This window comes from Myxococcus hansupus, assembly GCF_000280925.3.
GTDB lineage: Bacteria > Myxococcota > Myxococcia > Myxococcales > Myxococcaceae > Myxococcus > Myxococcus hansupus.
This window is the reverse complement of record NZ_CP012109.1, coordinates 8,629,327-8,649,042: the sequence shown is the minus strand read 5'-3', so window position 1 is coordinate 8,649,042 and position 19,716 is coordinate 8,629,327. Positions and strand designations below refer to the sequence as shown.

The 19,716-nt window shown below is 69.6% G+C and carries 15 protein-coding genes; 8 read left to right on the top strand and 7 right to left on the bottom strand.

The genetic code is table 11. The features are described from left to right. Positions 1-108: 108 nt before the first annotated feature. From A176_RS34090 to A176_RS34070, 5 genes are all read left to right on the top strand, one after another. A complete protein-coding gene (locus A176_RS34090) occupies positions 109-891 on the top strand; it encodes an SDR family NAD(P)-dependent oxidoreductase (protein WP_021781318.1) in 783 nt (260 codons plus the stop codon). Next, positions 888-1,802 (top strand): LysR family transcriptional regulator, encoded by a 915-nt coding sequence (locus A176_RS34085; protein ID WP_002637838.1) that lies wholly within the window; start codon positions 888-890, stop codon positions 1,800-1,802. The genes A176_RS34090 and A176_RS34085 overlap by 4 nt, the downstream gene beginning before the upstream one ends. Before the next feature lie 70 nt (positions 1,803-1,872). After that, positions 1,873-2,190, top strand: coding sequence for a hypothetical protein (locus A176_RS34080; RefSeq protein ID WP_002637837.1), 318 nt, complete (start codon positions 1,873-1,875; stop codon positions 2,188-2,190). 260 nt (positions 2,191-2,450) lie between these two features. Further along, positions 2,451-3,803, top strand: a complete 1,353-nt coding sequence (gene dnaA, locus A176_RS34075; RefSeq protein ID WP_002637836.1) for a chromosomal replication initiator protein DnaA — start codon at positions 2,451-2,453, stop codon at positions 3,801-3,803. 137 nt (positions 3,804-3,940) lie between these two features. Further along, on the top strand, positions 3,941-5,752 hold the full coding sequence (locus A176_RS34070) for a HEAT repeat domain-containing protein (RefSeq protein ID WP_021781316.1): 1,812 nt from the start codon (positions 3,941-3,943) through the stop codon (positions 5,750-5,752). Positions 5,753-5,874: 122 nt separating this feature from the next. Here the strand turns inward: A176_RS34070 and A176_RS39465 are convergent, their stop codons facing one another. Both A176_RS39465 and A176_RS40375 read right to left on the bottom strand, forming a co-directional pair. After that, positions 5,875-7,974: an MXAN_5453 family MXYO-CTERM-anchored protein gene (locus A176_RS39465; protein ID WP_002637834.1), complete on the bottom strand. Its 2,100-nt coding sequence runs from the start codon at positions 7,972-7,974 to the stop codon at positions 5,875-5,877. A gap of 71 nt (positions 7,975-8,045) precedes the next feature. Then, positions 8,046-9,536, bottom strand: coding sequence for a DUF2267 domain-containing protein (locus tag A176_RS40375; RefSeq protein WP_226994069.1), 1,491 nt, complete (start codon positions 9,534-9,536; stop codon positions 8,046-8,048). Positions 9,537-9,682: 146 nt separating this feature from the next. On the opposite strand from A176_RS40375, the gene A176_RS34050 reads away from it, so the two are divergent. Both A176_RS34050 and A176_RS34045 read left to right on the top strand, forming a co-directional pair. After that, positions 9,683-11,089, top strand: a complete 1,407-nt coding sequence (locus A176_RS34050) for a M16 family metallopeptidase (RefSeq protein WP_044890240.1) — start codon at positions 9,683-9,685, stop codon at positions 11,087-11,089. Then, complete coding sequence (locus A176_RS34045; RefSeq protein ID WP_002637830.1) at positions 11,089-12,612, top strand: M16 family metallopeptidase; 1,524 nt, start codon at positions 11,089-11,091, stop codon at positions 12,610-12,612. The genes A176_RS34050 and A176_RS34045 overlap by 1 nt, the downstream gene beginning before the upstream one ends. A gap of 258 nt (positions 12,613-12,870) precedes the next feature. Here A176_RS34045 and A176_RS34040 read toward each other — a convergent pair whose 3' ends face one another. From A176_RS34040 to A176_RS34020, 5 genes are all read right to left on the bottom strand, one after another. Next, on the bottom strand, positions 12,871-13,179 hold the full coding sequence (locus A176_RS34040; RefSeq protein WP_002637829.1) for a hypothetical protein: 309 nt from the start codon (positions 13,177-13,179) through the stop codon (positions 12,871-12,873). Between the two features lie 175 nt (positions 13,180-13,354). Then, the gene (locus A176_RS34035) at positions 13,355-14,359 is read right to left on the bottom strand and encodes an alpha/beta fold hydrolase (RefSeq protein WP_002637828.1); all 1,005 of its coding nucleotides are present in this window, start codon (positions 14,357-14,359) and stop codon (positions 13,355-13,357) included. 95 nt (positions 14,360-14,454) lie between these two features. Beyond that, a complete protein-coding gene (locus tag A176_RS34030; RefSeq protein ID WP_002637827.1) occupies positions 14,455-15,690 on the bottom strand; it encodes an MFS transporter in 1,236 nt (411 codons plus the stop codon). A 225-nt stretch (positions 15,691-15,915) separates the two neighbouring features. Then, positions 15,916-17,472 (bottom strand): CapA family protein, encoded by a 1,557-nt coding sequence (locus A176_RS34025; RefSeq protein ID WP_044890269.1) that lies wholly within the window; start codon positions 17,470-17,472, stop codon positions 15,916-15,918. 576 nt (positions 17,473-18,048) lie between these two features. Further along, positions 18,049-18,555: a DoxX family protein gene (locus tag A176_RS34020; protein WP_002637825.1), complete on the bottom strand. Its 507-nt coding sequence runs from the start codon at positions 18,553-18,555 to the stop codon at positions 18,049-18,051. A gap of 210 nt (positions 18,556-18,765) precedes the next feature. Between A176_RS34020 and A176_RS34015 the strand changes: the two genes are divergently transcribed. Continuing rightward, complete coding sequence (locus A176_RS34015; RefSeq protein ID WP_002637824.1) at positions 18,766-19,689, top strand: hypothetical protein; 924 nt, start codon at positions 18,766-18,768, stop codon at positions 19,687-19,689. Positions 19,690-19,716 lie beyond the last annotated feature (27 nt).

The window sequence follows — 19,716 nt, the reverse complement described above, 5'->3', positions numbered from 1 at the left end:
GCGGCTGGGCGGGCAGGGGACCTGGCCCTGTTGGCTTTGCGTTTCTGCAAAAGAGGTCTCCAGGGATTTGCGTGGTTGCGCATCCGGACGGGGGCTACAGCCTTGGCCATGAACTTTCACGGAAAGACGGTCCTCATCACCGGTGCGTCCATGGGCATTGGCGAAGCCTTCGCGAGGGAGCTGTCCCGGCGGGGCGCGACGCTCCTCCTGGTCGCTCGCGGCGAGGCGAAGCTCCAGTCCCTGGCGGCCGAGCTGGGCAACGCCCATGTGTTCGCGTTCGACCTGGCCGAGCCCAGCGCTCCCAAGCGGATCCACGACGCCGTCGTGGCCCGGGGGTTCGCGGTGGACGTGCTCATCAACAACGCGGGCTTCGGCCGCTACGGCCCCTTCGAGTCGCTCCCGTTCGAGGAGCAGCATGGCCAGGTGGCCCTCAACGTGAGCGCGCTCGTGGATCTGACCCACCTGTTCATCGACGGCATCACCCTGCGCCAGGGCGGCGTCATCAACGTCGCCTCCATCGCGGCCTACCTGCCCACGCCGTACATGGCCGTCTACGGCGCGACCAAGGCCTTCGTCCTCAGCTTCTCGGAAGCCCTCTGGGGTGAGTACCAGCCCCGCGGCGTGCGAGTGCTGTGCTTGAACCCGGGGCAGACGGAGACGGCCTTCTTCGACCGCGCCGTCGGGCTGGAGCAGCAGAAGCACAAAGCCCGGCCCGAGGACGTCGTGCGCCTGGGCCTGGAGGCCTTCGCCCAGGGCCGCGCCTCTGTCATCCACGGGAGCGGCAACCGCCTGCTCACCGCCTTTGGGAGGCTCTTCCCGCGCGCGCTCGTCGCCCGCCTGGGCGCGCGGATGTTTGCACCGCGGCCCACACCCGCGACACTCGCCCCATGAGCTGGGACGACTACCGGCTGCTCCTCGAGCTGCGCCGGCATGGAAGCTTCCTCGCGGCGGGCGTGCGCCTGGGCCTCTCCGCGTCGACCGTCATGCGGCGCATCGGCAAGCTGGAGGAGGACCTGGGCCGCACGCTGGTCCACCGCACCGCGCGCGGTGTCTGGTTGGAGCCCGAGGCGGAGGAGTTGGCCCGGATGGCCGAGCAGTTCGAGCATGCCCTGGCCGCCCGCGTTCGCGACGCCGCCGCGTCTCCGTTCGCGGGCTCGGTGCGCGTCTCCGTGTCCGACGGCTTCGCGCCCTACATCGCCGAGGCCGCCGTCCGCGTGCGGCGGGTCCATCCGGAAATCCACGTCGAAATCGTCACCGAGCAGCGCTACGCCGACCTCTCCACCCGCGAGGCGGACATCGGCCTGCGCGCCATCTCCCCAGTCGGCGCGCGCACCCGCTCCGACGCATCCCCCGTCCTCATCGAGAAGCCGCTGGGTGACATCGTCTCCGGCCTCTTCGCCAGCCGTGACTACCTGGACCAGCACCTGCCTTCACGGAAGCTGGCCGACGCGGACTTCTCCGCGCATGACTTCATCGTCGACGAGTACGTGGGGCGCCGGCCCTGCATGACGGACTGGCTCCTCCAGCGCGGCGCGCACCGCTTCCCCCTGCGCACCAACTCCGTCGCGGCCCGGATGCACGCCGCGCGCGCGGGCATGGGGCTCGTCATCGGCGCGATTGGCGCGGTGGATGAGCAACGGGGCCTGGAGCGCGTGCGGCTGGAAACGCCTGGCCCCTCGCTCACCTTCTGCCTGGTGATGCACGAGGAGCTCCGCAAGGTGCCCCGCGTCCGCGCCGTGGTCAGCGCCCTCACGGAGATGTTCGACGCGTACCTCGAGGGTCAGCGGCTCGCCGACGGCTGAGCCCGCGCGCGGCGCCGGGAAGACAGCACGGACGCCTCATGTAGAATGTCCGGCAGGGAGTTCTCGGTCGATGTCGATGACGGTTCTGGTGGTGGGTGTGGCGGCGCAGGTGGTGCTCGCCTTCATGCAGTTCATGCTGGTGGTGTTCTCCGCGGCCGGCACGATGAACACCCGCGACCTGTCGCGCGGACACACGAACATCCTGAACACCTGCATGTGGCTTCTGCCCGGCATCTCGGGCGCGACCGCGGCGCTGCTCATCATGGGCTACCGGCTGCGCGCCTCGTGGCTGTCGAACGCGTGGCATCTGGTGCCCGTGGGCTGCCTCGCCCTGTACCTCGTCTACGTCGCGAGGCTCGGGAAGCAGCCGCGCTCTCGGTCGTCGTGACGTGATGGGCATGCAAAGTCGTTCGGCTTTGCGGAACACACTCACAGTCAAGTCGGGTGGATCCATCCCCCAGTGGTGGGGGTAGGGGAGGGCAGGATCCACAACCGTGCCCACCAGGTACGTCCCCAGTGGATCCGCCGTGTCCGGAAAAACCCTTGAGGTGGCGGCGGTTTTGGCCGGTTGCTTGATCCACCTGGAACCGTCTGTTAGCACGGCCGAACGCCCGTTGTTCCCCCTGCTTTTGCACGTTTGAGACACGCGTGAACGCCCTCGCCCAAGCCGCCACCCCCCTCCCAAGTGCTGGAATTCTCTGGGCTCGGATGCTCGATGGCATCCGCCAGGAGAAGTTCGACTACGCGCTGAGATGGCTGGAGCGGATGCGCCCGTTGGAGGTGCGTGACGGCGCCCTGGTGATGGGCGTTCCGGACCGCTTCTTCCGCGACTGGGTGGATGACCACTACCGCCCCTTGCTGGACGCGCAGATTGCCCGGATGGGCGAGGGGCTGGTCTCCATCGCGTACGAAGTGGTGGAAGGCCTGGAGCCGGATCCCCACTTTCCGCCCGTACCCGCAGTCAAGGCGAGCGCCACCCGGCCCTCGCGGCTGAACGGGCGCTTCACCTTCGACACCTTCGTCGTGGCGGACAGCAACCAGCTCCCCGCCGCCGCCGCGCAGGCCGTGGCCGACAAGCCGGGCCACCACTACAACCCGCTCTACATCTATGGCGGCACGGGCCTGGGCAAGACGCACCTGCTCCAGGCGGTGGGCAACCTCATCTGGGAACGCGACCCGTCCCAGCGCGTGGTGTTCCTCTCCAGCGAGCAGTTCACCAACGAGTACGTGGAGAGCGTCCGCGAACACCGCATGGCGGACTTCCGCCGCAAGTTCCGTGAGGAGTGCGACGTGCTCCTCATCGACGACATCCAGTTCCTGGGCAAGCGCGAGGAGACGCAGAAGGAGTTCTTCTACACCTTCAACACGCTCTACGAGCTGAACAAGGCCATCGTCCTCACCAGCGACACCGTGCCCGCGGAGATTCCGGGCCTGGAGGACCGGCTGCGCAGCCGCTTCGCCATGGGCCTGATGACGGACATCCGCGAGCCCACCTACGAGACGCGGGTCGCCATCCTTCAAAAGAAGGCCGTGGCGGAGAACCTGGACCTGCCGGACTCGGTGGCGCACTTCATCGCCAAGCACATCCAGAAGAACGTGCGCGAGCTGGAAGGCGCGCTGGTGAAGCTGTCCGCCGTGCACAGCCTCACGCGTCAGCCGGTGACGGAGGAGTTCGCGTCGCAGGTGCTGCGCGACATCCTCCCCGCTCAGAGCGCGGTGGACGTGGAGTCCATCCAGCGCGAGGTGGCCCGCTTCTACAAGGTCACCGTCGAATCGCTGAAGGAAGACCGCCGCCACAAGGCCCTGGCCCATGCGCGGCAGGTGGCCATGTATCTCAGCCGCAAGCTGACGAAGAGCTCCTTCCCGGAGATCGCCGCGCGCTTCAGCAAGGACCACTCCACCGTCATCTCCGCGGTGCGCAAGATGGAGGGTCTGCGACTGACGGATGCCACCGTGCAGCGTGAGTTGGCCGAGCTGGAGTTGAAGCTCGGCCATCCGTGAAACAGCCGTAGCGTTGTTTCAAAGCAGACGGCTCGCCGTGACGCGTGGAGGCGCAAGTCTCCGTGAAACGGCTGGAGCCCTGTGTCATTCGTGGATTCCAGCAGCCAGGATTCCTTCGCGGGCACGTATCCGAGGGAGTGAGTTCGCGCCTCAAGAGCCTGGTGCTGCTGCTCGCCGTCCTGGTGGGCGTCATCGGCCTGTGGCGTGCGGGCTCCCCCGACGCGCGTGCGCCGACGCCAGGGATGCCACGGGACACGGCGGCGTCTTCGCCTCAGCCCGAGGACCTCCGTCAGGGGGTGAAGGGTTCGGAGCGCGTGCTCACCGTGGGGCACCGGCTCCGTTACACGTTCGACCTGGACGTCCGGACCAGCACGCAGCCGGTGGCGGGGGCACGCACACTGATCCACACCGGCTGGAGTGGCCTGTTCGAGCTCACATACCTGGGAGTGGAGGGAGAACAGCACCTGTTCGCGGGACTCATCGTGCCCACTCGGGTGGAGCTCGCGGGCGGTGAGCCGCGGGCGCTCGAGGTCATGTTCGAGCGGCCGTTCTATGTGGCCCAGGATGCGCGTGGCCAGGTGGTGGCGGTGCACTTCGATGCCGCGCAGGACATGACGGCCCGGCGGCTCGTGCGACGGCTGCTCGCGGCGACACAGTTCGTGGCGGAGGACGGCGCGCGCTGGAGCACGGAGGAGTCGGACACTCGAGGTGACTTCGAATCCGAGTACCGCGCCGGTGGCAGCGCGAACACCTACGTGAAGACGAAGCGGCGGTATCTGCGAGCCGCGCCGCCGGTGACGCCTCGGCTGCAGGGGCACCTGGCCTTCACGCTCTTCACGGACGGACACGTGAAGGAGGCGGCGGGCTCGGACGTGGTGGAGTGGGGGGGAGGGGAGGAGGGGGCTCCGCGGAGTCGGGAGGAGACGCGGGTGGCGTTGCTCAACGTGGGGGTCGACTATCAGCTTTCATCGTTGAGGCCGTTCCATGTGGCTCGGACCGTGTTGCAGGCCGAGCGGCTGACGGACTCCGTGGCGAAGTTGAAGCCGGGTCCCGTGCCTCTGCGTGGGGAGACGTTGATTCGGTTGATGGCGACGCGCAACGCCCGGGAGGCGACGCCGGAACGGCTGGCAATGCTGTTCCGCCATGACTCCACGGAAGTGAACCGGGCCGCGGAGTTGCTCCGGCAGGGGAAAATGGAGGAAGCGCTCTCGGAGCGGATGGTGGCGGCGCTCGCCCGCGCGGGAACGCCGGACGCGCAACGGGCGCTGATGTCGGTGCTCGAAGCACCGAGCGTTCGCCCTGGGATTCGCGCGCAGGCGGTTCGCGCCGTGGGGACGATGGAGCATCCCTCTTTGTTGCTCGCGGACGCGCTGAGCCGTGCGTTGGAGGAGGCACCTGACGCGAACGTGAGGGATGCGACGGCACTGTCGATGGGAGCGCTGTCGAAGGGGCTCGCGTTGGCGGAGCCGGGCCGGAGCAAGGCGCTGGTGGACGAACTGCTGCGGTACTGCCGCTCGGGGACTCCGGGTCCAAGGGTGTGTCTGGCAGCGCTTGCTCGGGCGGGTTCACCGACTGGGATGACCTACGTGAGGTCAGCGATGCTTCATCCCGATGCGACCGTGCGCGGTGCCTCCACGGATGCGCTGCGGGCCCTTCCCGGGGCTCCGGCGGACGCGTTGCTCGACCAGATGATGCTGAAGGATTCGAGTGCGCACGTGCGCGCGAACGCGGTGAAGGCGCTTGCTCACCGAGTCGTCGGGGCGCACCTGGAGGCACTGGCCACGGTGTTGCGAACGGAGCGGAACGTGTCCGTGCGCATGGAGGTGGTCCGGGTCCTGGGCGCCGTGAAGCATGTGGATGCCCCGGCGCAGGCACTGCTTCGTGATGCCGCTGAGCACGACGCGTCCTCGAAGGTGCGGGAGTTGGCGGCGGCGTTGCTGGGTGAGTAGGGCGGGGCACTGACGATGACCGCTCGCAGCGCCGCACCTGCGCGAAATGGAGGCGCTGCTGGGTGAGCAAGGCAGGGCGCCGGACCGATGCTCTGGCCCGGCGCCCCTTGATGCTCCAGCGACTACTCCGCCTTACGGCGGCGGCCGATGACGGCTCGCATCAGGCCCACGAGCATCCAAGGCAGTGCGGCCGAAGGAGACGAGGACTGGCAACCACAACCGCTGTCGGCGGGAGGCGGCGGCGGCGAGGTTCCCGAGTCCTGAGGCTGGCCGGGACCAGCGTCCGCGCCAGCGTCGGACTGCGGCTCCTCCCCGGAGCCGGCGTCCGCGCCCGGCTCTTCACCCGGACCCGCGTCGTTCTCTGTTCCAGGACCTGCATCTGGATCTTCACCCGAACCTGCATCCGGATCCGTTCCCGCATCCGGATCCTCACCGGCACCACCGTCGACGATAGGGCCGGGACCACCGTCGGCGCCGGCATCCGGATCACCCGAGCCACCATCGACGCCGGGCCCAGGACCACCGTCGACACCTGCGTCCGGCTCACCCGGCCCACCGTCGACGCCCGGGCCGGGCCCACCGTCCACGCCGGAGTCAGGCTCGCCCGGACCACCGTCCACGCCGGGCCCAGGACCACCGTCCACGCCCGAGTCCGGCTCACCAGGACCGCCATCTACACCGCCATCGACGCCCGGGCCGGGACCACCGTCCACGCCCGAGTCCGGCTCACCAGGACCACCATCCACGCCGCCATCGACGCCAGGACCGGGACCACCGTCCACGCCGGAATCAGGCTCCCCCGGCCCGCCATCCACGCCGGGCCCAGGCCCACCGTCCACGCCGGAATCAGGCTCCCCCGGACCGCCATCCACGCCACCATCCACACCCGGACCGGGACCCCCATCCGGGCCCCCAGTACCACCGTCCTGCTGCGGAACAACCGGCCGCGCGATGAACACGGCGGTGCCCCACTCCACCTGGTCGTTGTCCGGCGGTGCCAGGCCCGCGGCCAGCGAGATTTCTCCCCGCCCGTTGATGCTGACCAGACCCCCGAACACCGGGTTCGACGGCGTCTCCTGGTCGATGCGCGCCGGCCCCAAATCCGAGGACACGATGTCGTGCTCGGTCGCCACGCGCTTCAGCGACTGTCCATCGCTCACCCACACCGCTCGCATGTTCGCGGAGTCAATGGCGCGGAAGACCACCCAGCCGGTGTCGTTGATATCGGGCGCGAAGAACTCCAACGTCCGGATGTCGCCCACGCCGTCCTGCGCGAGCACGCGCAGCGCGGCCCCATCCCAGAGCCACAGCGTGGTGACGTTGCCACTCTGGGCGTTGCGAGCCGTCCCCAGGAACGCCACCTGCCCCATGTTGTTCAGCGCGGGCGCCACCGACGCGAAGCGGTACACCGGTGACGTCGCGTCACGCCCCCGAGACTGCGCGATGAGCCGTGACGACATCCCATCCGGCTCGAAGATGCGCAGGTCCTGGAAGAACTCCGACGACGCCGTCGCGACATCGCCCACGCCCGCCATCTGTCCCAGGTCGTTCAGCGTCGGCGAGTACAGGAACTGGTAGGGGCTGCCGGGGTCCACCGTCTGCTCAGCGGCCACGATGGTCGTCGAGAAGGTGCCATCCGGCCGCTCGTTCGCGATGGCGTAGGCCCGGCCCACGCCGCTGTACGTGGCCCGGAAGCCAATCTGCCCCGCCTCGTTGAGCCACAGGCTGCTCCAATCCGAGGCCCCCGGAGGCCCCCGGATGATGCGCACCTGCTCCGGCGAGGCGACGTTCAACAGGTAGATGCCGTTCTGGGTCGCCGGCGAAGCCCACGTCACCGCGAACGCGATGTCCCCCTGCGAATTCACCCCCGGGTCCCCCGTCCGGGCATCCTCACCCAACTGGGGCAGCAGGTAGATGCGGCTCCCCATGCCACCGTGCCCCCACCACACGGCGGAGCGCCCCTCGGGGGTGATGGCCAGCCGGAAGGCAATCTGCCCATCCGCGCTGATGGGAATCTGGTAGCTGCCCGAGAGCAGGTTGCCCGGCCCCACGTTGTACGCGCCGGACGCGTTCCCCAGCAGGTTCGTCCGCACCTGGAGCTCCAGGTGGTAGTCGGGCAACTGCGCCCACGCGGGCGTGGCCAGCGTGAGCACCCCCAGCGCCAGCGCCCTGCCTCGGGGCCAGAATGCCCGCGCACTCCACTTCCGTTCCGCGACCGCCATGAATGCTGCCTCCCTGAATTCAAAGGAAGGCAGGCTATCACCGTGTTCAGACGCGGCCGGAGGTCACCGGCTCAGGCCTCCGGCACCCACAGCGCGCGCAGGTCGGCGGGGAGCTGTCCCATGACGTCGTCCGCCTCGCCCTCGCTGATGTGCTCACGCACCGTGGTGAAGACGGCGCGCGCCAGTCGCTCGGCCTCGTTGGGCGTGGTGTCGAGCTCCTCGGCCACCATGGCGAGGAACTGCTCCAGCTTGAACTTCTTGGCCACCTTGCCCTCGTGCCGGGGACAGCGCTTCAGCAAGTCCTTCACCTTGCGCGGGAGCTGGGCCTCCAGGTGCTTCACCTCGGTGTCCATGAGGCGCTGCTCCAACAAGCACAGCACCGACTGCGCGGCCTTCTCCGCGAGCTCGCGCACGATGCCCGCGTTCGCTTCGAGGTCCTTCAGGAAGAGCACGTAGGTCTGCGTCGCGCGAGCCTCACTGCGCTGCTCCTGGATGCTGGGCGTAGCGCCCTGGCGCTCCCCTGCCGCTCCCTGTTCCTCACGTATGTTCGCCATGACGGTGGCCTCCTCGGTGTCGGGCTTGGGTCTCCCCTGAGCGTGGACACCCCCGCTCCCCCAGGCACCCTTCGCCCCCCGCGTGCTGGGGCCCCGGGGCGGGAAGCAAGCCATGCGCTGAAAGCGCCCACCGCTTCGGGCGAACAAACGCCCGTCCTCAGTCCGACGCGATGCCGAGCAACTCCAGCAAGCGAGGCACGTAGAACGAGCCCCAGAACCCCAATGAGAGCAGCCCCAAACCCATCCCCCGAGCGCCTCCCAGCGGCGGCCAATGGGGGGCCGTGCTTTCAGGTCCACGCGCCACAACGCCACCAGGCCCAGGACCACCGCGAGCATCCCCATGGGGGCGAACGCCAGCGACATCAGCTTCGACGCACTGAAGAGGAACAACATCGGTGAAATCACGGGCAGGAACAGCGAGCTCACGCCCAGCGACAGGGCATGCTTGGCGAGCGGGTTGTTGACCTCCCGGTTCCACAGCCGGTGCAGCTCCCGCTCCGGGACGTCCAAGCGGAAGAAGAGCCGGCTGCGGGTGTCGCGGAAGAAGTTCAGCGCGATGGCGAAGGGCACGAAGAACAGCAGCGCGGCCGGCCCCAGCGACGGCGCGGTGAGCAGCATTCCCACCAGAGGCGTGGCGAGCAGGGCGAGGCGCGCCCAGGGCTTCCCCAGGAAGAACGCCGTGCCCACGCCGACACTCGCCAGCAGGACCAGCCCCGTGGCGAAGTCCCCGACCGCCACCGCCGTGACGGCCAGGCCTCCCAGCATCACCGTGCCCAGGCCCACCATCCACGCGCCCGCGTCGCGCCGCCCCCACAACCGGAGCCGGAAGGCCTCCAGGTAGTTCACCTCCGGACGCGCCGCGCAGGGGGGGCAATACATCCGCCCCATCACCCACGTGGTGCAGGGGGTGCAGACGAAGCTGCCACAACGCAGGCAGGTGGCACCCGCGGACGCCTCCGGATGGAAGGCGCACAGGGGCAGGGCACCGGAGGAGACTTCGGTGGACATGATTTCAGTCTCGCATGCTGACCAGGAACCAACATCCCGGGGCGCGGCTGCGTTTGGCCACCATTCCCCACCCACGGCGCCGGACGTGCGTGCTAAGCGCGTCACGTGAGTCATTGGCATTGAAACCTGGAGGCACCTTGTTCCGAATGAAGGCCCTCGTCACCGCGGCCCTGCTGTCCAGCGGGCTCCCGGCGCTTGCGCAGACACCCCAGGAGGCGAAGCCGCTGGAGCCCGGCCGTGAGGCGCTCGCCATTCCGTATGAGAAGTACGCGCTGCCCAACGGCCTGGAGGTCATCCTCTCCGTGGACCGGAAGCTGCCGGTGGTGGCCGTCAACATCTGGTACCACGTGGGCGCGTACCACGAGCAGCCCGGCCGCACCGGCTTCGCGCACCTCTTCGAGCACATGATGTTCCAGGGCTCGCGCAACGTGGCCGACGACGTGCACATCTCCAAGCTGGAGCAGCTCGGCGCCACCGACCTCAACGGCACCACCAGCTTCGACCGCACCAACTACTTCGAGACGGTCCCCAGCAACCACCTGGAGACGGCGCTCTGGTTGGAGAGCGACCGCATGGGCTTCCTGCTCGATGCCATCACCCCCCAAAGCCTGGAGACCCAGCGCGAGGTGGTGAAGAACGAGCGCCGCGAGTCCACCGAGACGGCTCCGTATGGCGCCGCCCGCGAGAAGGCCTGGCACGCGCTCTTCCCGCTGCCGCACCCGTACCACGGGGATGTCATCGGCTCGATGAAGGACCTGAACGCGGCCACCGTGGACGACGTGAAGGACTTCTTCCGCAAGTGGTACGCGCCGTCCAACGCCACGCTGGCCATCGTCGGTGACTTCGACGTGGCGAAGACGAAGGCGCTGGTGGAGAAGTACTTCGGCACGCTGCCCAGCCACGCCCGGCCGCAGCGGCCGGAGGTCGCGCCGGTGAACCTCACCGCGCCCGTGGTGCTCCGCGAAGAGGAGCGCGTGGCCCGGCTGCCGCTCTTGTCCATCCAGTGGCTCACGCCCGCGTACCTGGAGGAAGGCGACGCCACCGCGGACGTGCTGGCCACGGCGCTGTCCACCGGCAAGGCGAGCCGTCTGTACCGCCGGCTGGTGCTGGAGAAGGAGCTGGCCCAGAGCGTCAGCGCCTCGCAGCAGAGCCAGGGCGCGCAGTCCGTCTTCAGCGTGGACGTGGTGGCCCGGCCCGGTGTGTCCACGGACACGCTGCTCCAGGAGGTGGACGCGGTGCTGGACGAGGTCCGCCGCGACGGCGTCACGCGGGAGGAGATTGCCCGCGCCCGCACCCGCTACGACACGCGCACGCTGGCGGGCCTCCAGTCCGTGGGCGGCTTCGGCGGCAAGGCGGACGTGCTGCAGAGCTACAACCACTTCGTCGGCGAGCCCAACTACGTGGCCCAGGACCTGGCCCGTTATGAGGCGGTGACGCCGGAAGCCGTGAAGAAGTTCGCCCAGGACACGCTGCGCCCCGGGGCGCGCGTCATCCTCCACGCGGTGCCGCCCGCACGTCGGCAGGCGCCCCTCGACTCGAAGGAGCGCCACTGATGCGCCGCCTCTTCTCCGCACTGCTCGTCACCCTGCTGACCGCCTGCGCCAGCACCCCGAAGCCCGCGGCGGACTCGCCCGCGCTGGGTGAGAAGGCCACGCCGCCCGACGCCGCGCCGGACGCCGAGTCCTTCCGCGCCAAGCCCCCCGAGCCCGGCAAGGCTCCCGACCTGGTGCTGCCCACCTTCCAGAGCGCGAAGCTGGAGAACGGCCTCACGGTGCTGGTGAGCACCCGGCGCGAGCTGCCGCTGGTGTTCGCGGGCGTGGCCTTCTCCTCGGGCAGCGCGCAGGACCCCAAGGGCAAGGAAGGCCTCGCCGAGCTGTCCTACCGCATGCTGCTGGAAGGCGCGGGCAAGCGGGACACGGTGGTGCTGGACAACGCCTTCGCCGACCTGGGCGTGTCTCCTGGCATGGACGTGCAGGCGGACGGCGCGCAGGTGGGCGTGCGGGTGCTGACGCGCAACCTGGACAGCGCGATGTCGCTGCTGTCGGACGTGGTGCTGCGGCCCACGTTCAACGCGCAGGCCTTCGACCGCCGCAAGAAGCAGCAGCTCGCGGACCTGGTGCGCGCGCTGGGCCAGCCGGGGGTGCTCGCGCAGTTGGCGTACCTGGAGGCGGTCTTCGGGCTCGACCATCCCTATGGGCACCTGTCCGACGGCATGCCCGCGTCGGTGCAGACGCTCACGCTGGCGGACGTGCGCGGCTACTACCAGAAGCACGTGGGCCCTGGCGCCGCGGCCATCATCCTCACGGGAGACATCTCCCTGGACGAGGGCGTGGCCCTGGCGAGGAAGTACTTCGGTGGATGGAAGGGCAAGGCCACGCCGCCCGCGCCGCCCAAGGCCACCCAGGCGTCACCGCGTCAGCAGGTGTACGTGGTGCCCAAGCCGGGCCTGGACCAGACGCTGGTGCTGGTGGGCCGCGCGGGCATCGCCTCGGGGAACCCGGACGAGTACGCGCTGGACCTGGCCACCACCGTGTTCGGCGGCTTCTTCGGCAGCCGGCTCAACATGAACCTGCGTGAGAACAAGGGCTACAGCTACGGCGCGGGCGCCAGCCTGTCTCCGCGCCTGGGTGTGGGTCCGCTCACCGCGTACAGCTCCGTGCGCCAGGACGTGACGGGCCCGGCGCTCCAGGAAGTGATGAACGAGCTGAGCGGGCTCAAGACGAAGCCCATCTCGCAGGAGGAACTGGCGGCCGCGCGCGAGGGCCTCATCCGCGCCTTCCCGGGCGCCTTCGAGTCGGTGGAGGGCCTGGGCGCCAGCGCCGCTGCGCTCTACATCACCCGGCGGCCGCTGGACGAGTTCAACCGCACGGTGGAGGGCCTGCGTGACGCCAGCGCCGAGGACGTCCAGCGCAAGGCGGAGCAGTACCTGGACCCCGCGTCGATGCAGATTGTGCTCGTGGGAGACCCGGCGACGATTCAGGAGCAGGTGACGCCGCTCGGTCTGGGCAAGCTGGTGCCCGTGGAGCCGGATGAGGCACCGGCCGCGAAGCCGGGCACGCCTCGCGCGGCGAAGTAGCACCGCGCGAAAGACCGGGCCGTGGACAGGCTTCCCGCCTGACGCCGCGGCCCGGCGCGCGCACCTGACGCAGGCACCGGAACTGGGCGTGGCCGACGTGACACTGTCCCAGGCACCTCGTCAGTGGCATCCGCGACCGCGAGGCGGCTCGGATGCCACGACGCGCGCCGTGCCCCGCTGAAGCCACGGCGCATCCGCTTCACTCCCCTACGCTTCGAGGCACCACCGCCAGGGCAACGCCGCTGGCGACGCTGCGCCTCAGCGGTTGCGTTCTTCGTCGTCCTCGTCGGAGACCTGCCGCTCCTCGGCCCGCTCGCGGCCCAGGCGCTCGCGCTCCAGCTCGTCCGCCTCGTCGATGGGGCTGCGGATGTCGGGGACGTAGCCGCCCACCTCGGTGTCACTGTCGAGCGCGAACTTCTGCTCACGCGTGCCACGGATGGAGTCCGCGGAGTACAGCGGCAGGGTGTCGTCGGCCTCGAGTCCGCGCTCCACGCGGTCCGGAGCGTAGGGGGGCTTCTTGGCGGCCTCCTTGCCACCCGTATACGGGTCGTACTTCCTGTTGGGCATGGCTCGCTCCTCGTTGAGTGGGTGCTGCGCCCAGCTTCAATCTCGGAGCGCGTCCCCTGAGCACCAAGGTCCCCACGGCACGTCGTGGGCACGCCCGGCCGCTCGGCTCACGAGAGAGGTGGGGATGCCCTCGGACATCCCCAAGTTGCCCACAGGCGGGCCATCCTCCCGCGCGTCACTTCCCGAGGAAGTCGATGAGCGCCGCGTGGAACTTCTCCGGCGCCTCGAAGTGCGGGATGTGGCCCACGCCGGGCAGCTCCACCAGCGTCGCGTTGGGGATGGCCTTCGCCACCTTCTTCCCCAGCGCCGGGTACTGGCCCAGCGTCGCGGCGTCCGCGGCGGGCACCCGACCCCGGCCGATATAGGTCCGGTCCTCCTGCCCCAGGTACAGCAGCGTACGCGGCTGGATGAAGGGGAACTCGTGCACCACGGGCTGCTCGTAAATCATGGTGCCCGTGGCGGCGGACACCCACGCGAGGCGGGGGTACTCGGCGCTGAGCATCTGCCGGCCGGCGAGCTGCACCCAGACGTCGTACTCGGGCTTCCACTTCACGTAGTACGTCTGGTGGTACTTGCGGGTGCCTTCCTCGGTGGCCTTGAGCTGGTTCTTGTAGTCGTCCTCGGTGGACACCCAGGGCACCTTCTCCCGGTAGTCCTCGAGCCCAATCGGGTTCTCCAGCACCAACTGCGTGACGGTGTCCGGGTACATCAGCGTGAAGCGCGTGGCGAGCATGCCGCCCATGGAGTGGCCCACGACCGCCACCTGCTTCACGTCCAGCGAGTCCAGCAGCCGCTTCGTCAGCGAGGCGAGCGTGTGGAAGCTGTAGTGGATGTCGGGCTTGGATGACTTGCCGAAGCCAATCTGGTCCGGGACGACGACGCGGTAGCCGGCGCCGGTGAGGGCGCGGATGGTGCTCTGCCAGTACGCGCCGAAGAAGTTCTTTCCGTGCAGCAGCACCACGGTGCGGCCGTTGGCGCGGCCCGTGGGCTTCACGTCCATGTAGGCCATGCGCACGTCCTGGCCTTCGAGCGTGAGGGGCAGGTACTGCACGGGGAAGGGGTACGCGTAGCCTTCCAGGGCGATGCCGAGCGGCTCGGCGGGACGGCGCTCCTGCGCGAGCACGGGCGAGCTGGCCCACATCAGGGCGGCGAGGGCCAGGGCGGGCTTGCGGACGGGCATCGGACTCACTCCTCGTGCGAAAGGTGTCTACGGGTGGAGACACGTCTCTAGCGCGCGGAGGTCGCCGGTGCAGGTCGTTCTTCGGTGAAAGGTGTCTAGGCCTCGGCCGTATCGAAGCGCCGCGGGCGCAGCAGGCGCAGCGTCAGCACCAACGCGATGAACAACACGCTGGCGCTCACGGTGACGAAGCGGATGCCCAGCCGGTCCGCCAGCGCGCCCAGGCCCCACACGCCGGCCGCGTACGCGCCGCCGAGCACCATGCTGTACAGGCTGCTCATCCGCGCTTGCAGCTCACGCGGCACGCGCGACTGGCAGTACGCGTGCATCCCGCTCATTAGCATCATGTAGTTGGCGCCGAGCACGAAGATGACGACGGCCGCCATCTGCAACGTGGGTGACAGCCAGTAGAGCGTGGACACGACGCCGATGGATGTCGCCACGATGCCCAGCAGCCTCCGCTGGCCCCACCGGTCCACCAACGTGCCCACCAGCAGCGCGGCCGTCACCGCGCCCGCGCCCTGGCAGGTGACGAGCAGCGACGTGGCCGCCGCGCCCTGGCCGAAGACGCGGATGGCGAACACCGGCACCAGGCCGATGAAGGGCGCCACCAGGCCCGCGACGAGGAACGTGCCCCACAGCATCAGCGAGATTTCCGGGTCCCCCCGCGCCACGGAGAAGCCGTGAGCAATCTGCTTCCACAGCCCCTGCCGCGCCTCCGCCGTCCTGCGAGCCAGCGCCTTCACCTGCGCCAGCGCCACCAGCACGGCGACGAAGGACAGCGTGTTGACGAGCAGCGCCCACGACGTCCCGCCCATGCTCAACACCAACGCCGCGAGCGCCGGGCCGATGATGCGCCCCAGGTTGAACTGCGCCGAGTTGAGGCTCATGGCGCTGTGCAAGTCGCGAGGCGGCACGAGCTCCGCGAGCATCGCCGCGAAGGCGGGGTTGATGAGCGTGCTCGCGCAGCCGTGGAAGAAGGAGATGACGCCCACCACGGGCACGCTGAGCCGGTTCGTGAAGGCCAGCAGTGTCAGCACCGCCGCGAGCACGAGCTGCACCAGCGTGCCCAGGGCGACGTAGGTGCGCCGGTCGAAGCGGTCCGCGAGCGCGCCGCCCACGGGGGACAGCACCACGGCGGGCAGGAAGGTGAGGGCGACGATGCCACCAGTCCACTCGGCGCGGCCGGTGGCCTCGGTGACGTACACCCCCATGGCCACCGTCTCCATCCAAGTGCCGATGGTGGAGACCAGCGCGCCCACCCAGACCGCGAAGTAGCCGGGGTGGTCGAAGGCGCGAAGCGACGAGAGACGTGGCAGTCGGAGTGTGCGCACGGCGAGGACCTTTGTATCCCGGGGCGCCGCGACGTGCCTGGAGCGGCCGTCCGTTGCTTTGAGCCGCTATGACGGAAGCCACGATGCATCCAGCAGCCGCGCTTCACCCCACGGGAGGTGACGGGGCCTGGACGTCAGGCGCCTGGCGGACATGACGGAGCTTCCCGGATTCGCGCCGTGGGTGAAGCAGCGCGAACCCGCTCGTGTGTGCGTGAAGCGCCGCGGCTACCGCACTCGGTAGACCGCGGAGACGGGGCTCTTGCCGCGGACCTTCACGGCGCCGTCGTCGGAGATGCGCGCGCCCGTGTCGGGGAAGTCATCCTCGGTGAGCTCGCGCATCAGCTTGATGACGGCGCCCTTCGGGTCCGGCACGGCGATGCCCCGGTCCACCTGCTTGGTGGGCAGGATGCGCCCCGTGGTGAAGTCACCCAGGCGGTCCAGCTCCACCTCCAGCACCGCGCCCAGGCCCTGCGGACCGCGCAGGTTGAACCGGCCGTAGGTGGCGAAGTTGCCCAGCGAGTACGCGATGAGCCGGCCCTTGTAGAACTCCATGCCGCGCACCACGTGCGGGCCATGGCCGATGACCAGGTGCGCGCCCGCGTCCACCACCGCGCGCGAGAAGGCCCGCAGGTCGCCCCGGTCCTCGCCGTGGAACTTCTCGCGGCCCCTGGGCACGTGCAGGGCCTTGCCGCCCTCCGCGCCGCCGTGGAACGACACGATGACGATGTCGTGCTCGGCCGCGGCCACGCGCACCAGCCCCGCGGCCGTGTCGTGGTTGTTGAGGTGGTTGCACGAAGGCGAGGTGTGGAACGCCACCATGCCGATGAGCAGCCCGTTGCGCTCCACCGTGGCCACCGTGCCCGGCGCGCCGCTCCACGCGATGCCCAGCGTGTCCAGCGTGGACTCCGTGGCGCGGCGGCACTCCTCGCCGAAGTCACCCGAGTGGTTGTTGGCCGTGGACGCCAGGTCGACCCCGGCATCCTTCAGGTACTGGCCGTACTCGGTGGGCGAGCGGAACGCGTAGCAGTTCCTCGACGAGCGGCACTTCTTCGTCTCGCCCGTGTCGCACAGCGGGCCTTCCAGGTTGATGAAGGTGAGGTCCGCGTCCTCCAGCAGCGGACGCACCTCGGCAATCACGCTGCCCGCGCCATCGGGAGGCAGGTGGTCTTCGGGCACGGTGGTGCCGAGCATGACGTCACCCACCGCGCGGATGCGCACCTTCGCGTCGGCGGGCGGGGGAGGACGGTGGATGAACCGCGGCCCCTGGGCCAGCTTCGCCTGGAGCATGGCCTGCCCACGGGCCTGGGCCAGCGCGCTCTCGAGGTCCGGGTGGTCTGGCTGGAGCTTCTGCACCTCGGTCCACTGCGTGAAGGCTTCCATCCACTGGTTCTCCAGTGAGTGGGCCCAGCCGAGTTCCCAGCGGCAGTCCACGCGCGACGGCGCGGCCTCCACGCAGGCGGACAGCGCGGTGATGGCCGTGGGTGCGTCCTTCGCCTTGAGCGCTTCCATGCCCCGGGCGTAGCTCGTGTCCGGGTCGGCCAGTGTGCGCATGGCCCGGGCGGCGGCGCGAAGGGCGGCGGCACCCGCCTCCGCGGCGGCGCGTCCCAGGTCCGTCACCGCGCCGGCCGGTGGGTAGGCGTTGAGGTCGGTGAGGACGGTCGCTGGAGCGGGCGACGTGTTCTGGGAACCTTGCGCTTCGGGTGTCGCGGCATCCGCAGGTCCCGGCGCCGCGGTGCTGCCTTGAGCCGGGGCCACCGTGCTTCCTTGGGCCAAGGCCACCATCGTCCCGGAGGCGTGATTCTGGAACGCGGTGTGCTGGGCGTGTCCCACAGCAGCCCTTGATCCCGCCGCGCTGCCCTGCGCCGAGACGCCCACGCCGTTCTCCGATAGCGCCGCACGAACTGAGGCTGCACCCGCGAGACCCGCAGCAGCCGAGGCGCGCTCGCCGTTCTCCAGTAGCGCCGCGCGGACAGACGCGGCGCCTGCAAGGCTCGCGGCATCCGAGGCGCGCTCTCTCACGATGGACGCCGAGGTGCCCATACCGTGGAGCGTCGCGACGCGAAGCGCATCGCGGACCGCGGCGTTCACCGCACTGGCGCCCGCTGTGGAAACGAGGCCCGCGCTGGGGCCAGGCGAAGACGAGGCGTGCGGAGCGGAAGCAGGCTCACGCGCCGAGCTGGCACCCGGCGTGGTGGCGAGCGCCATCAGGAGAAAGACGGACGAAGGCATGTCCCGCCATCTTAGAGGCCTCCCGGAATTCTGTGACAGGGGAGAGGGCCTCGGCCTACCAGCAAGCGGACAGGCGACACACACCACCTCGGGCAGGGTGATGGTGTGTGTGTCCCACCCGTGTGGGGCTCAGCCCAGCACGTCGAGCAGCACCGAGCGGCGGCGCTGACGCGGCAGCAAGCGCAGCCGTCGCAGCTCCTTGCGCTTCACCTTGCGCTCAATGGCGCTGTGAACGGAGAGCGCCCCCGGCCCTCGCAGCAGCAGTCCGAGCGCGATGGCGCCCAGCGCCAGATTGAACTCGAAGCCGCCCTTCGTGTTGTCGAAGCCCTTGGAGCCATGGACCTTGGCCACGGCGACGGCCTGCGTGACGAGGACAGCCAGGGCGGCGGGACGCGTGGCAATGCCAAGGATGGCGCTCACCCCGGCGAGCAGCTCCGTCACGCCGGTGGCGATGACCCAGGGCTTGCCGGGCTTGAAGCCCAACTGCTCGAAGAAGCCCGCATGTTGCGCGGTGCCTTCGGGGCGGAGTTTGGCCAGGCCGTGCACCACCATCGTGGACCCGAGCGACAGGCGTGGGGGCAGCAGGGCCGCCGCCTTGAGGATGCCTGGCTGCTCGGTCAGGGTCGCCACGTTCATACCTTCCACTCCTTGCTGGGGGCCGAGGCCCGTTGCCGGAAACGTGGATAGGGTGGGGCCGGCCTGGGCGTGTGGCACGCCGTGGCGATTCCGCTGCCCTTGCCCGGTGGGCATACTGGCGTCCGCGTAGGCCCCGATTCGGTGACGTGGAAGCACACGCGTCGAGGGGCCGGGCGTGAATACCCCCTGGCACGAGGCTGTCACCCCATCATGTCCCTCCGCTGGCCGTTCCTGTCCTTGTCGTTGCTGCTGTCCGCCCCGGCGTTCGCGGAAGACGGTGTCGCCGTCCGGGTCCGCTGCACGGAGAAGTGCACGGTGACGTTGGACCAGAAGACCGGGCGGCGGGTGGATGACTCCACCTGGGAGTTCAAGGGCATCACGCCGGGCTCGCACCGCATCGACGCCACCGGCCTGATGACCCGGCCACTCGCGGGCAGCTTCGTCACGATTCCCGACGTCGCCTCGGCGGACATCTTCCTGGCCAGCAACAAGCGCATCATCGTCGAGCCCGGCAGCACCACGATGCCCGGCACGCCCCAGTGGGCCGAGCCAACCCCTCCGCCATCGCCCTCCACGTCGACGGCGCCGAGCGTGGTCATCGTGAAGTGCCGGGACGCGTGTACGGCGCTGGTGGACAACAAGCCCGGGATTCGACGGGACACGCGGACCTGGGAGTTCCAGCAGGTGACGCCGGGCAACCGGCGCGTGGAGGCGGTCGCTGGCGTCTTCGACCGGCAGCAGTTCCTGGGGTACGTGGACGTGCCGGGAGGCTCGAAGGTCACCGTGCAGGGGGACTCACAGGGCCGCGCGAAGCTCGTGGAGACGCAGGAACTGAGCGGGGTCCAGGCATCCAAGTCCCCGGCGGCAGCGGCGAAGACGTCCCTGCTCCATGTGCGCTGCACCAAGCCCTGCACCGTGACGCTGAACGGTCAGCGGCGGGGCACGAGCAACGCGACGAACCTGACGCTCCGCGACGTGCCCCCGGGCTCGCATGACCTGCAGGTGGACTTCACGGTGGGCGGGAAGCAGCGGCGCGCCAAGTTGGACGTGCCCGCCAGCCACGAGCTGTTCATCACCACCTCCGAGGACGCGGGGGTCCAAGTGACGAACACGAAGCCGTTGAGTGGGGAGTAGAAACCGACCCGGCCGTTCCAAAGCAGA